This window comes from Legionella sp., from assembly GCF_047605385.1.
GTDB lineage: Bacteria > Pseudomonadota > Gammaproteobacteria > Legionellales > Legionellaceae > Legionella.
This window is the reverse complement of the sequence record NZ_JASGFU010000026.1, coordinates 1-13,377: the sequence shown is the minus strand read 5'-3', so window position 1 is coordinate 13,377 and position 13,377 is coordinate 1. Positions and strand designations below refer to the sequence as shown.

Below are 13,377 nucleotides of genomic sequence, written 5' to 3'. Positions count from 1 at the left end.
TAGATAATTACATGATAACCAAATTTAAGAACTTCACAATAGGTTTTTGAAATTAGTAGCGGAATACAGCTGATTTTACTAGGATAATGGTGGCTATGGGTGGACTCGAACCACCGACCTCAGCATTATGAGTGCCGCGCTCTAACCGGCTGAGCTACATAGCCACAAGACGGCGTGAATTGTGGCGTTTTAGTGATTAGATGTCAAGCATACGGATGATTTTTTTTGATTTTTTTATTTGGTTGTTTAGTTTTGTATTTAAATTAATCTAATTGATTTAAATAAAATTAATTAGAGCAGGGACATCTAAAATCTCTGCATCGGAAATTTTGTTTAAAATTGCAGTCAGTGCTTTTGCTTCCTCATTTTTTTTTCTGAAAGTAATCTTTCTATAGTACAAACTTGAATTGCAACGTGGTACTTATTGAATTCTGCTTGATAATAATCCTTATATTTTTCGAGACGCCAAAATTTAATTAAATTCTTTTCCTTATAATTATCTTTTTGTAATTCTTTGAACATGCTAATAGGGCCAGCTATATCATGGCCAGGTAAAGCCATAACATTATCATGGGTAGGAATTCCTATCCATAGATAATGTATTTCGGGTACATTGTTCATCTATAAAGCTCCTCAATATTTATACAAACCACCTTTCATATAAAAAAGACACAAAAAGAATAAAAATAATCCTTTTTGATCTGTACTTTATAAAATAGTTCTTATATTGTTCTCTTCTTGCGGATTAGTAAAGAGTCTATTTTTGATGCAACAGGGAATTTTATAAAGTGAAAGAGATGAAGTTTTGGATACCTAATTGCTAGAGGACATGACGTACCACGTCCTCTAGCTTTGTAATTAACTAATTAATAGATACAAAGCGCCTGGTCCACGTAAAACTTGAACCAATAGCTCTTCTTTTTTCTGTTGGGCAATTTGTTGTAAGGTTTTTACATCTTTTACCGCCAGTTTATTTGCAGAGATAATAATATCACCTGGTCTTAAACCGGCACGCCAGCCAGCACTATTCTCTAAAGCACCAACTATTTGAACTCCAGTCACATTACCATGAGGTGGTGTTTCTTGATCAAAAGCTCTTAGCGCTAAACCATACAGGAATGGATTACTTGATTGTAATTTTTGTTCATGAGCTTTGGCATCAGTGACTACAGCATCTAAAGTAATTGGCTTACCATCACGTTGAAGGCTGATTTTAACATTAGAGCCCACACGTAAGAGACTAATTGTTGTTTTGACCTGAGTTGCTTGGGTGATTTTAGTATTATTGATTTGCACAATAATATCACCTGCTTTCAAACCCGCAAATTCTGCAGGAGAACCTGGGTTTACCTGCGCTACCAATGCTCCTTGGAACTCTTCAGGATAGCCCATTGAATGTGCTAATTCAGGCGTTAAATGCTGAACAAAAATTCCCATTAATCCACGGTGAATGGAACCAAATTTAATAATTTGTTGGGCAACGTCTTTAGCCATATTAATTGGAATGGCAAAACCAATTCCAACGTTTCCACCATAAGGAGATAAAATAGCCGTATTAATACCAATTAATTCGCCTTTCGCATTGACTAAGGCACCACCTGAGTTACCAGGGTTGATTGCCGCATCAGTTTGGATAAAGTTTTCTACTCCTTCAATGTTTAAATCACTGCGCTTTAAAGCACTGACAATACCAAAAGTAGCAGATTGGCTATTACCAAAGCTGTTTAAGCCAAATGGGTTACCAATCGCAACTACAAAATCCCCCACTTGTAATTTGTCTGAATCACCGATAGGTAATGACCTTAGATTTTTGGCATCAATTTTTAACACCGCTAAATCAGTTTCACTATCACCACCAATTAGTTTTGCTTTTAAACGACGACCATCTTGCAGGGTAATCGTAATTAAGTTGGCGTTACGAATCACATGATCGTTAGTAATGATTACTCCATGTTGAGGATCTAAAATAACTCCTGAACCAATACTTTGAAATTTACGACCTTTTTCTGGCAGTTGAGCAGGACGTCTATTACCAGGCGTTTCATCATCTGCTGCACCAGGCGTCGCTGAATCAGGAGGCAAATATCCTTGTACTGCCACATTAACGATTGCCGGCATCACATTGTTTAATACTGGCGCCAGGCTCGGCAAGTCGGTTTCTACTGCGGCATACACAAAGGGGACGATCCCAATGAGTAGGGTGCTAATGAATAATTTTACATATTTTATCATTTTTTAGTCCTGAGGTTGATTATTGAACCAAATAAGGGTACCTATTCTACCCGTTTGAGAGGTTTTTCGATAGGAATATAACTCACTTTCTGATTCAAAAGTACATAATTCAGATTGATAGATTGCATTGATCCCTTGAGAGTTCAGTACAATTTCAGCAATTTTCGGTAAATTAGCTAACCATTTATTAGAACTGGTTGCCTTAAAGGCCGACTTACTTAACGAGTATTTTGTGATAAATGTTTCATAAACTTCATTACCAACTTCATAACATTTTTGGCAAATGCCGGGCCCTATCCAGGCAAGTAAATCATGTGTTTTACTATGTATTTGCTCTAGGGTATTTTCCACAATTCCGTTAGCTAATCCTCGCCAACCCGCATGAATGGCCGCAAGTTCATTGCCTTGGATATTGCAGAGCATGATGGGTAAACAATCTGCAGTAAGAATGACTAGTGGATGCTTGAGTGAACGAGTGATTGCTGCATCTGCGTTACGATCTGGATTATTCTCAACCAGAACACAGCGAGTGCTGTGTGTTTGATTAAGCCATTGAGGTTCACCGGGTAAGTTTAATTGCTCGATGAGTTGTTTGCGGTTTTGCAAAACATGCTCTTCTTGATCGCCAACATGCAAACCCAGATTATTGGTATCATAAGGCGCTTTACTAAATCCAAAAAAACGTGTGGTGCTAAGAGCAGTGATGTTTTTCGGGGCAGGCCAATTGGCTAGTTTAGTCTTCATAATGCGCATCCAATGTGTTTAGAAGAAGTTGAAAATCATCAGGCAAAGGAGCAGTAAACGTCAACTCTTTTTCAGTTTTTGGGTGCAAAAAAGCCAGGCTTTGCGCATGGAGTGCCTGGCGTTTAAATTGTTGGATTAAAGTTCTTAACTCAGACGTTGCATGTGTAGGAAAGCGAGGACGGCCTCCATACAAGGGATCACCAATTACAGGATGATTGATATAAGCTAAATGTACTCTAATTTGATGTGTTCTTCCTGTCATTAATTTTACATCCAGAAGCGTGTAATCATGATATTGTTTTTTAACAGTATAATGCGTAATTGCTTCACGATGACTTTGCTCAAGAACTGCCATTTTTAAACGATTACGAGGATGGCGTCCAAAACCAGTTTCAATAATGCCACCTGCAATCACATGGCCTTGTACTAAAGTGATGTAGTAGCGTTGGATTTCTCGAGCTTGCATTTGGCGGATTAATGAAGTGTGTGCTGTTAATGTTTTGGCAATGACCAGTAATCCGGTCGTGTCTTTATCCAGTCGATGAATAATTCCGGCGCGTGGCAAATGTTGTAATGACGGTGCGTGATGCAGTAACGCATTGACCAGAGTGTGTTCACGATTTCCAGCACCTGGATGTACTACCATGTTTGCAGGTTTATTGAGTACCAGTAATTCGTCGTCTTCAAAGACAATAGTTAAGGGAATTTCTTCAGGAACACAATGCTCAAAATGAGAATCAATGGAATTAAGATCAACATTTATCGCAATCAAATCTCCATCCAATGTTTTGTCCTTAGGTTTGCATGGCTTTTGATTTAAAGTAACTGCCCCATTTTTAATCCAATTACTTATTTTTGAGCGTGAGTAATCTGGAAGCAAACTCGCAAGGACACTGTCAATACGCTGATTGTGATACTCGCGAGGAACAGTTAATTGTTTTTGAATATGTTGTATCATCAGGATGTTTGAGCCTCAACTTCAACAAGACGGCCACGTAAGGAATTGGGCAATGCATCATTAATTTGTACATCCACAAAGTGACCAATAAGCTTTGCAGGACCATCAAAATTCACTACACGGTTGCATTCAGTACGGCCTGAAAGTTGTTGTGAGTCTTTTTTAGAATGTCCAGTTACTAATATTTTTTGAGTGCTACCAATCATGGATTGGCTATAGCGAGATGCTTGCATTAGTAAGCGGTTTTGTAAAATTTGTAAGCGTTGCTTTTTCACATCCAAAGAGGTGTCATCAGGTAGATTGGCTGCCGGGGTTCCTGGTCTTGGGCTATAGATAAAGCTGAATGAAGTATCAAAGCCCATTTCATGCACTAAATCCATGGTTGCCTGGAAATCTTTATCGGTTTCTCCAGGAAAACCGACAATAATATCAGTAGATAAACGGATATCTGGGCGAACCTTACGTAATTTTCTGATTTTTGATTTAAATTCTAATGCGGTATAACCACGTTTCATTAAGCCTAAGATACGATCAGAGCCGCTTTGTACAGGAAGATGCAAATGATTAGCCAATTGTGGTACTTCTGCATAAGCATTGATTAAATTATCTGAGAAGGCTAAAGGATGTGATGTGGTAAAACGAATTCGGCCAATACCATCAATAGCTGCAATGTAATGAATTAATAGCGCTAAATCGGCAATGTCCCCATTTTCCATTTGGCCACGATAATCATTGACGTTTTGGCCTAATAGGTTAATTTCTCTAACTCCTTGGGTTGCTAATTGATAGCATTCGGCCAGCACATCATCAAACGGGCGGCTAATTTCTGTACCACGAGTATAAGGTACCACACAAAAGCTGCAATATTTGCTACACCCTTCCATTATGGACACAAAGGCCGTAGGACCTTCCGCTCTTGGGGTCGGTAGATGATCAAATTTTTCAATTTCTGGGAAACTGATATCAACCACTGCCTTTTTGGTTTCAATGCGCTTATTTAACATGGCAGGAAGGCGATGTAACGTTTGTGGGCCAAAAACGAGATCAACAAAAGGTGCGCGTTTTACAATATCAGAGCCTTCTTGGCTGGCAACACAGCCACCAACACCAATTACTACATGAGGATTTCTTGTTTTGTAGTCGCGCCATTGTCCTAATTGTGAAAACACTTTTTCTTGTGCTTTTTCACGAATAGAGCAGGTATTTAGCAAAATAACGTCTGCTTCTTCGACATTATCTGTTTTAACGAAACCGTGTGATTCGTGTAGAACTTCTGCCATTTTAGAGGAATCGTATTCATTCATTTGGCAGCCATTGGTTTTGATGTACAGTTTTTTAGCCATAATTAAAAATCTACTTTTGAAAATGCTCGGTTAGTATAAGTTTACAAGTTATTTATTAGAGTCTGTTGACATTTCGTTTTTTGGAACGAAATTTCAACAGACTCTAATAAATAACTTAAATTTTGCGGGTATTATTCCATTAATGTATGCTTTGGCAATAGGTTTCTTTAATCTTTGGTAAAATAATTAGCGCGATCAGCATGCCAAGAGGTAGAATTGCCAAGCCTGTATGGTATGCATGCATAGGATAAACACGCACCGTTCCATTTAACTCACCAAGCCATAATTTATCAAGCACATAACCGATAAGTGGTTGCGCTAAGGCGATTCCAATCATATTCATCATGTTCATGAAACTTAAACCAGAGGCAACATATTTCTTGTTGCATAATTCTTTAGCAACAGTAAATGCTGGTAAGAAACCGGCAGAAAAAATCCCAAAGGCAAGTAGTAAAAATTCCATGATCAATGAAGAAGTAATAGGAGCAAAGATAAAAAGAAAAGAGCAAATTAAAGCACCAACGCAGCCAATGTACATTGGTGGTTTACGTAGACCAATGCGGTTGGAAAAAATACCCCATAAAGGACTAGCAATAGCCCAACCAATGAATACTAAAGAAATATAATTTGCTGCAGTAGGTTTACTAATATGCATTTTGGCCATCAAGAAGGGAACTCCCCAAAGGCCGCAAAAAACAGGAGTAGCCATGTACATTAAACCACCATAGCAGGCGACCAACCAAAGTTGTTTATTTTTCATTAACGTTATTAAGCTGGGAATTAAAGACTCTTCTTCTGCAAAGTGGTGAGTATGTGTGTAGTTTTTAGGTGTATCTTGAGCAATGATGAAAATAAGTACTGCAAGAATTAAGCCGATCGTCCCCATAATCAGCATACTTTGTCGCCAGCCAAATCCCTCAATTAACAATGCCAAAGGAGCTTCACCACCAATTGCACCTAACATCCCGATGGTTACCATTAAACCTGTGAGTAAGGCAAAGCGGTGAGCGGGAAACCAGTTTGCTGCTAATTTCATTGTTCCTACAGCGGCAAAGGCAGAGCCAAAACCAATCATTAATCGTGCAAGGCAGGCAGTGAAAAAATTATGCGTCATACCAAAGGCAATAGTGCTTATGGCGCACATTAAAGTAGCTAAAGTTAAAAGTCGGTGTGGTCCAAAATAGTCCATGAGTACCCCACCAGGAAGTTGCATTGCGGCATAGGAGTAAAAATAAATACCCGATAAAATTCCTAATGTTTGGCCTGTCACTGCAAAATCACGCATTAATTCGTTGCTCATGACTCCTGGTGAAACTTGCAAGAGGCACTCATAAAAATAAAATAAACAAGCTAAACCCCATACTACCCAAGGTATAATTGAGTGAGAACTTGAACTATCCATTGCTTGGGATTGTGTTGTGTAATGTACCATTCTTTTATAATTCTCCAGATTAATCTAAGTCAATTGATTATACTGAATTAAAAACTGAAAATTGCACCGCTGTTGGTAGATAGAGCCAACATCATGAAGAGAAAATGGCGCTTGAACTCAGACGAGGCTGATGCCCATCCTGCGCTCTTAATGCAGTTATTTAAATCACAAAGTCAACCCTTTACGATAACATACTAAGTTAGGAATTTCACCAGAAAAAATATTAACAGATGGATCATTAATTGTCTATTTGTCATTTTGATCGTTGGGAGAATCAATGATTACCCGCGTTCCTTGCATGCCGCCTCCTGGTAAATCAACAAATTCTTCGTTAAGCCAACGTGCATCTTCAATGAACATGCGTACACACCCATGGCTTGCTCTATAACCTGGTACATCAGAACTACCGTGTAAGGCATAGCCACGGAAAAAATGCATGCAATAAGGCATCAATGCACCGCCACCTTCGCCATCAGCTCGTTGTGGGAAAACAGTCGATATGCAGTCTATCTCTTGTTTGCGGATAATGCGAAATGCTCCAGTAGGGGTGGTGCATCCCCCCATTACTCCGGGACATTTCCCAATACCTGATGAAATTGGACCCCACCATAAAAGTTCACCTTCGGCATCATAGGCTGCCCAAGCCAATTTTTTTTGGCTAACAAAAATAGTTTTTTCCCCCGTAGCTTCGATGTATCTAGGAAAGGGAGATACATCATAGATTGTTAATCGATCTATATTTTTAGGAACCGCAATAGTCATTCCTCGTTTTAAGCGGATATTCATGCGGTTGATACGCTTTACCATGTCTCGTTCTTCGGCATTTGGAAATAAAGTGTCCCAGCGCTCGCCATTTTTTACCTTAAGACAAAGATAATCGGGTGAATTGCATAATGATTCACCATATCGTTCAGCGGCCACGACTGGGGATGTGCTAAACACAAGATAAATTGAGACTGCTATCGATAGGATCTTTTTCATAATAACGATCTCATTTTAAGACTTTATATTGTCGTTAGCGGCAGAATGAAAAATAACTTTAAATTATGGAGCATAAGTAGAAGCGCGGCTTCGGCGAGATGCGAGAATGAACAAAAATAGAACACTTAATAAAACATTAACAATTAGTAATGTATAATAATTAACATAAAATAATACAACAGTTCTGTGAGGTAGATCATGAAGGAAAAATTTAGTATTTTCAATATAAATCAGCCAGCTACTCAAAAAGTAATCGATCAAATAGATGCAGAAGTAGTACTTAAATTTGATCGAATTTACCCGCTTCTTAGCGAGATTAATGATCTAACTATAAAGATTAATTCAAATAATTACAAAAAACGAGATCCTGTGCGTGCCGCAGCGGAAACAATGACTAATAAAATAACAAAATCTATTGCCATTTTTTTTGACAATGGAAATAAGGAAGAGTTTGTTAATAATGCCACGTTAGCAGTAAATGAAGCGGACAAGATAATTAAAGAAAATACCGAATCAAAAGAAATTACACGGTTGGAAAAAATTATTGATGATATTGCTAACTTGCTACTTAATCTTTTTTCATCTCAATCAAAGCCATTCTCTTTTTTTGCTAAGCCAAATCCGGTGAAAGATGAGATGAATGAACTTAAAACGCTCGTTCAATTTGGAAAATAATTCTAATCGTTTCAGTGTTGCAGTTTTAAAATTACACTATCCACTTGTGATGCTTATTTTTCATGAGCATCCTTTTTTAATTCTCTTTTGAGGTATGTGGCGTAATTTCTTGCCACGCTTCATGAATTTGTGCAAGTAATGTATTTGATTGAACCAAAAGTGATTCATCATTATTTATGTTGGCTTTTAATATCAATGGTTCAATATAGTCATAGACCTTCATAAGGTTAGTAGCTATTTCACCACCTGCCTCCAGATTCAAACTGGACTTTAATCCTGCAATGATGCTCAAGGCTTTACTTAAATGCTCGCCTTTTTCTGGTAATTGTTTACGCGCCATGCTACCCTGTGCCGCAGCGATATGATTGCGTGCCCCTTGTAACAACATATTAATTAACTCGTGAGGATCAGCTGCTTCAACACGAGTTTTTAATTCAATTGTTTTATACTGGTTTACTATTTTTTTATATGGATTTTTCATTTACTAAATTTCTCCCTTCCTAAAGCAATTAATCTTTAATCTTTAATCTTTAATTTAGGCATCGTACGCATTAATTGATCCAACATTTCGCTAGTGCTGTGTAATTGTGATAATAAGAGATCAACAGCATTCCATTTTTTTAGGTACTTTTGCTCAAGGAATATACTTTTATCATCAATCTTTTTTTGTGTTTTCGCTAAAGAAGCTGTTTCTTCATCAAAGGTTTCTGCTCTAAGCTCTAATTCACCTTTTTTGCCAACATATTCTTCAAGTAGTTGATCCATGAGTGAGGCTAAGCCGTCATTTACAATAACTTGACCGCGATTACCATCAACTCCCGCTAAGATCTTGATGGAGATAGAGCTCAAATTACCACTTCCATTTAGAGTGATTCCGTCAGGTGAGGTAGCTGGTAAACCACCTATGGTACCCGTCATACTCACACCTGGTGTAAATTCGCTAAGAACTACGTCATAGGATCCTGCTTTAGCAGTAGTGTTAATCGAGTTTGCTTGAATATCAGGATCGGTTACTCTGACTGTTTTTGCAAAAAGAGCGCCGATCGAAGAGTAGTTTTCATTTAAAGCATTATTAAATACTTCTTGATTAATTTCCAATGTAGCTGATTTGGTTGTTTTAATGCCAATATTTGATAAAGTAAGCTGTTTACCACTGTCAATTGTGAATGTAAAATTGCTAACAAGTTGAAATAAACTGGATTTTAAATTTTTTATTTGTGAATCACCCTGATACTGGCCTGGTTGCTTGGTTTCAAAGTTATAAGAAGTTACCTCATTAAGAAACATAATACAATCATTGTATTTTTTTACAAAATCATTCACGCAATTAATTAATTGTTCTTGGTTTTTTTCAACAGTTAAGGTTATTGTTTGGCTGCTATTGGCTTGAGTTAAATTAAGCGTAATACCATTAAGTATGTTTTCAAGTTGATTACTGGTTTGATTAATGAGCATACCATTTAGTTGTACCAAACTGTTTTGCGCAGCTATAGTTTCAGTTAATTGAGTGTTACTCATTGTTGGATCATAATTTAACTGAGTGAGACTACCAAGAATTTGTATTGCATGATTTACTCCAGTTTGATTCGAAGTAATGCTTAAGCGTGCTCCAAGACTGTCTTGAACAATAGATGCAGTTACTCCTGCATCGGCTGCATTAATTGCGTCACATACAGAACTTAAACTGTCATTGCTTGGATCAATGGTAATTGTTACTGGACTAGTGTCCGGATTAATAGTAAAGGTGCTAAGATCGCTGCTGTACGTACCTAAGTTAATGGTTATAGTTCCATTACCAACTGATGTAGCAGGATTTGTATAATAATCACTAGCCAGACTTTGCGATTGTGCTAATGCTTGCACTTGTATTTGATATACACCAGGAGGTGCTTCGTTGGTTACCAAAGCAGTAAAATACCCAGGTTCACTAATATTACTACGCATTTTATAAAATTGGCTCATACTAGATAAATTAGACAAAGTTCCTTGTAAGGTACATAAAGCTCCTTTTAATTGGCCCAGTGCAGAAATTTCTGTATTGATTTCCTTTAGACGTTTATCATGATGTTCTTGAGATTTGGCGATGTCTGCTTTGACCATAGCATCAACCATGCTCTTAACATCTAGTCCTGATCCTATTCCTGGAGCTGTTAAACCCATAATGTCCCTTAAATTGGCGTTAGTAAGTGATATTTAGACTCGTTTTAGCCATTTACTATTTCATCAAGTAAACTTATATGTAAGTGAAAAACCGAAGTACCATAAAACTGTACTTCGGTTTTAATACTACAATTAAGCATTTAATAATGAAAGAACAGACTGTGGCATGCTGTTCGCTTGAGCCAACATTGCAGTTCCTGCTTGTTGTAGAATTTGGTTCTTAGTTAAATTAGCCATTTCAGCTGCATAATCAGTATCCTGAATACGGCTGCGAGCAGCTTCAGTATTGTCAGAAATGTTTTGCAGGTTAGCAATAGTCGCTTCGAAACGGTTTTCCATAGCACCCATTGCAGCACGGTTAGCAGTAATGCTGGTTAATGCTGAATCAATTCTTTGGATTGCAGTTTCTGCTCCAGTTTGAGTAGTGATATCTAAGGAATTGATACCAACAGAATCAGTCATAATAGTAGCTGAAGTTAAACCAAGATTGGCAATAGTACCGCCAAAGTAAATGATGTTTTGCGCAGTAATAGTTAACTCACCGGCTAAAGTACCTACTTGAGGAGTTGCTCCTGGAGCAAAGTTGCCAGTTGTTAAAACATCAGCCGCCGCACCACCGATGTTAGTTCCGGTTTCATCTACAGTAATCGTACGACCGTCAGCAGCAGCTAAAGTGACAATTGTACCAGTACTGTCTATAGAAGCAGTAACACCTGTTTGTGTGGTTTGTCCATTGATACCCGCTACCAATGAAGTGACTGTCATACCACCAGAAACATCTTGGTTGTCAAATACTGTAATGCCGTTAATTGCTAATGAGTATACGTCACCAGCAGTAGTACCGAAAGTACCACCAGTAATGGCAGCAGCAGCACCAGAAGCATTAGCTATTACAGATAAACCACTAATGTTTGCAGCATTAATTGCCGCAGCTTTGGCATACGCTGAAGTACCATCTTGACCATTTAAAGTACCTGCATAATTAGCAGAAGTAGCAATGGTAGTTGTTCCTTCTGTACCGCCGATGCGGATAGTAATATCGCTAGCAACGTCAGCAGGAAGACCTACTGGAACCGCAGAACCAGTTACTGATGCTAGATAACCTACAGCAGTAGCAGCAATACTGTTAATTGAGAATGAAGTTGTTTCATTAGCATTCGCACCAATTTGAAATATAGTGTTAGAGAACGCGCCGTTAAGAATCGATTGACCGTTGAATTGAGTATTGTTAGCAATATCATCTAATTCATCGATTAATTGAGATACTTCATCTTGTAATGCCTGACGGTCTGCAGAAGCGTTAGTACCGTTAGCGGCTTGAACCGCTAATTGACGCATTTGTTGTAGAATATCAGTGGCTGTACCCATACCTCCTTCAGCAATTTGCGCAAGAGAAATCGCATCATTTGAGTTTTGAGCAGCCTGGTTAAGACCAAGAATTTGTGATGTCATCAGGGTAGCAATTGCTAATCCGGCAGCATCATCTTTTGCGCTGTTAATTCTTAAACCAGATGATAATCTCTGAATAGAAGTAGACATTGCATCAGTGGTTTTCGCCAAGTTGCGTTGAGCCATTAGCGAAGGCACGTTTGTGTTAATAACTTGAGCCATATTATAGTCTCCTCAGACCTAATCCATTTTTGTTAAGTAATCAGGAATCTCACTTAATTTGTGGGTTTCCCGTACCCATTGTGGTTGTCGGTCAATTTGCGAAAAACTTTAGAGTAAAAATAGAATTTTTTTTTTAAAATAATTAGTAAAATGAATGTGTTGCACTTAGTGTACATTTTATTTGCGATTTATACGAGAAATAGCGTAAGGGAATGATAATCGAAGTATGGCGTAGTAATTTCTCTCTGATTAAAAATGGATGATATTAAGAATATTTTTTTATGTGTATAATATAAAGATTCTTTAGATATAGGTTCCAATTTATGAGTTGGTTAAAAAAATTATTGCCATCACGAGTTAATACAGATACTTCACAAAAAAAAGGAGTGCCTGAAGGCTTATGGTTGAAGTGTAATGGTTGTAACGAAGTTCTCTACAGTAATGAACTCACTAAAAATTTAATGGTTTGTCCTTCTTGTAATTTTCATCATCGCATTTCTGCACGTGTTCGTATCGGTCAATTTCTTGATGACACAGGGCAAGAAGAGATTGCTGCTACGTTGGAACCTCAAGACAGGCTGAAATTTAGAGATTCGAAAAAATATAAAGACAGAATTTCTCAAGCACAGAAAGCTACAGGGGAAAAGGAAGCTTTGATTGTGGTTAAAGGAACGTTAGTGGAGCAGCCTGTTGTCGTGAGTGCTTTTGAATTTAATTTTATGGGTGGCTCTATGGGAGCTACTGTGGGTGAAAAATTTGTACGTGCAGTGGATGTTGCAACTGTAGAGCGTAGATCCTACATTTGTTTTACGGCCAGTGGTGGTGCGCGCATGCAAGAGGGGTTATTTTCTTTAATGCAAATGGCGAAAACATCTGCGGCTTTAGCCAAATTTGCTGAGACAGGATTGCCTTTTATCGTCGTGTTAACTGATCCTACCATGGGAGGAGTTTCTGCCAGTTTTGCAAGTTTGGGAGATGTGATTATTGCTGAACCTAAGGCTTTGATTGGTTTTGCTGGCCCTAGAGTTATTGAACAAACAGTACGTCAGACTTTGCCTGAAGGTTTTCAGCGCAGTGAGTTTTTATTAGAACATGGTCATATTGATATGATTGTACAACGAAAAGAACTTCGCCCGGTGGTTTCAGAATTAATTTCTAAGTTAACTGATAGGGGCTAGAGCTCACCTAATGGCGTCAACTTAAGGATTTTTAAATAGAGTTGTAGGTTGGGCCTTGGCCCA

12 protein-coding genes and 1 tRNA gene are annotated in these 13,377 nt (G+C 38.1%); 2 read left to right on the top strand and 11 right to left on the bottom strand.

All coding sequences use genetic code 11. The annotated features are described in order from the left end of the window. Positions 1–87: 87 nt before the first annotated feature. From QM652_RS07740 to QM652_RS07705, 8 genes are all read right to left on the bottom strand, one after another. Positions 88–164, bottom strand: a tRNA-Met gene (locus tag QM652_RS07740). A gap of 181 nt (positions 165–345) precedes the next feature. Next, positions 346–621, bottom strand: coding sequence for a hypothetical protein (locus tag QM652_RS07735; RefSeq protein ID WP_415074496.1), 276 nt, complete (start codon positions 619–621; stop codon positions 346–348). Positions 622–858: 237 nt separating this feature from the next. Beyond that, on the bottom strand, positions 859–2,232 hold the full coding sequence (locus tag QM652_RS07730; protein ID WP_415074494.1) for a Do family serine endopeptidase: 1,374 nt from the start codon (positions 2,230–2,232) through the stop codon (positions 859–861). Positions 2,233–2,235: 3 nt separating this feature from the next. After that, the gene (gene pgeF, locus QM652_RS07725; RefSeq protein WP_415074492.1) at positions 2,236–2,976 is read right to left on the bottom strand and encodes a peptidoglycan editing factor PgeF; all 741 of its coding nucleotides are present in this window, start codon (positions 2,974–2,976) and stop codon (positions 2,236–2,238) included. Further along, positions 2,966–3,934: a 23S rRNA pseudouridine(1911/1915/1917) synthase RluD gene (rluD, locus tag QM652_RS07720; RefSeq protein ID WP_415074490.1), complete on the bottom strand. Its 969-nt coding sequence runs from the start codon at positions 3,932–3,934 to the stop codon at positions 2,966–2,968. Before rluD ends, pgeF begins: the two co-directional genes overlap by 11 nt. Continuing rightward, positions 3,934–5,277, bottom strand: a complete 1,344-nt coding sequence (gene miaB / locus QM652_RS07715; RefSeq protein ID WP_415074488.1) for a tRNA (N6-isopentenyl adenosine(37)-C2)-methylthiotransferase MiaB — start codon at positions 5,275–5,277, stop codon at positions 3,934–3,936. Before miaB ends, rluD begins: the two co-directional genes overlap by 1 nt. 139 nt (positions 5,278–5,416) lie before the next feature. Continuing rightward, entirely contained in the window at positions 5,417–6,709 is a 1,293-nt protein-coding gene (locus QM652_RS07710) for an MFS transporter (protein WP_415074486.1), read from the bottom strand. Positions 6,710–6,955: 246 nt separating this feature from the next. Further along, entirely contained in the window at positions 6,956–7,690 is a 735-nt protein-coding gene (locus QM652_RS07705; protein WP_415074484.1) for a L,D-transpeptidase, read from the bottom strand. A 198-nt stretch (positions 7,691–7,888) separates the two neighbouring features. Between QM652_RS07705 and QM652_RS07700 the strand changes: the two genes are divergently transcribed. Then, complete coding sequence (locus QM652_RS07700) at positions 7,889–8,365, top strand: hypothetical protein (RefSeq protein ID WP_415074482.1); 477 nt, start codon at positions 7,889–7,891, stop codon at positions 8,363–8,365. Positions 8,366–8,441: 76 nt separating this feature from the next. Here the strand turns inward: QM652_RS07700 and fliS are convergent, their stop codons facing one another. The 3 genes from fliS to QM652_RS07685 all read right to left on the bottom strand — a co-directional run bounded on the left by fliS (position 8,442) and on the right by QM652_RS07685 (position 12,136). Further along, complete coding sequence (gene fliS, locus QM652_RS07695; RefSeq protein WP_415074480.1) at positions 8,442–8,846, bottom strand: flagellar export chaperone FliS; 405 nt, start codon at positions 8,844–8,846, stop codon at positions 8,442–8,444. A gap of 35 nt (positions 8,847–8,881) precedes the next feature. Beyond that, positions 8,882–10,525 (bottom strand): flagellar filament capping protein FliD, encoded by a 1,644-nt coding sequence (gene fliD, locus QM652_RS07690; RefSeq protein WP_415074478.1) that lies wholly within the window; start codon positions 10,523–10,525, stop codon positions 8,882–8,884. A 132-nt stretch (positions 10,526–10,657) separates the two neighbouring features. Continuing rightward, positions 10,658–12,136, bottom strand: coding sequence for a flagellin (locus QM652_RS07685; RefSeq protein WP_415074476.1), 1,479 nt, complete (start codon positions 12,134–12,136; stop codon positions 10,658–10,660). A gap of 323 nt (positions 12,137–12,459) precedes the next feature. Here QM652_RS07685 and accD point away from each other — a divergent pair, with 323 nt between their 5' ends. Next, positions 12,460–13,314: an acetyl-CoA carboxylase, carboxyltransferase subunit beta gene (gene accD, locus QM652_RS07680; RefSeq protein ID WP_415074474.1), complete on the top strand. Its 855-nt coding sequence runs from the start codon at positions 12,460–12,462 to the stop codon at positions 13,312–13,314. Positions 13,315–13,377 lie beyond the last annotated feature (63 nt).

Coding starts and splice junctions, on each gene's coding strand:
- QM652_RS07735 (WP_415074496.1), bottom strand. CDS start 621: ATGAACAATGTACCCGAAATACATTATCTATGGATAGGAATTCCTACC.
- accD (WP_415074474.1), top strand. CDS start 12,460: ATGAGTTGGTTAAAAAAATTATTGCCATCACGAGTTAATACAGATACT.
- QM652_RS07705 (WP_415074484.1), bottom strand. CDS start 7,690: ATGAAAAAGATCCTATCGATAGCAGTCTCAATTTATCTTGTGTTTAGC.
- QM652_RS07700 (WP_415074482.1), top strand. CDS start 7,889: ATGAAGGAAAAATTTAGTATTTTCAATATAAATCAGCCAGCTACTCAA.
- rluD (WP_415074490.1), bottom strand. CDS start 3,934: ATGATACAACATATTCAAAAACAATTAACTGTTCCTCGCGAGTATCAC.
- fliS (WP_415074480.1), bottom strand. CDS start 8,846: ATGAAAAATCCATATAAAAAAATAGTAAACCAGTATAAAACAATTGAA.
- miaB (WP_415074488.1), bottom strand. CDS start 5,277: ATGGCTAAAAAACTGTACATCAAAACCAATGGCTGCCAAATGAATGAA.
- QM652_RS07685 (WP_415074476.1), bottom strand. CDS start 12,136: ATGGCTCAAGTTATTAACACAAACGTGCCTTCGCTAATGGCTCAACGC.
- fliD (WP_415074478.1), bottom strand. CDS start 10,525: ATGGGTTTAACAGCTCCAGGAATAGGATCAGGACTAGATGTTAAGAGC.
- QM652_RS07730 (WP_415074494.1), bottom strand. CDS start 2,232: ATGATAAAATATGTAAAATTATTCATTAGCACCCTACTCATTGGGATC.
- QM652_RS07710 (WP_415074486.1), bottom strand. CDS start 6,709: ATGGTACATTACACAACACAATCCCAAGCAATGGATAGTTCAAGTTCT.
- pgeF (WP_415074492.1), bottom strand. CDS start 2,976: ATGAAGACTAAACTAGCCAATTGGCCTGCCCCGAAAAACATCACTGCT.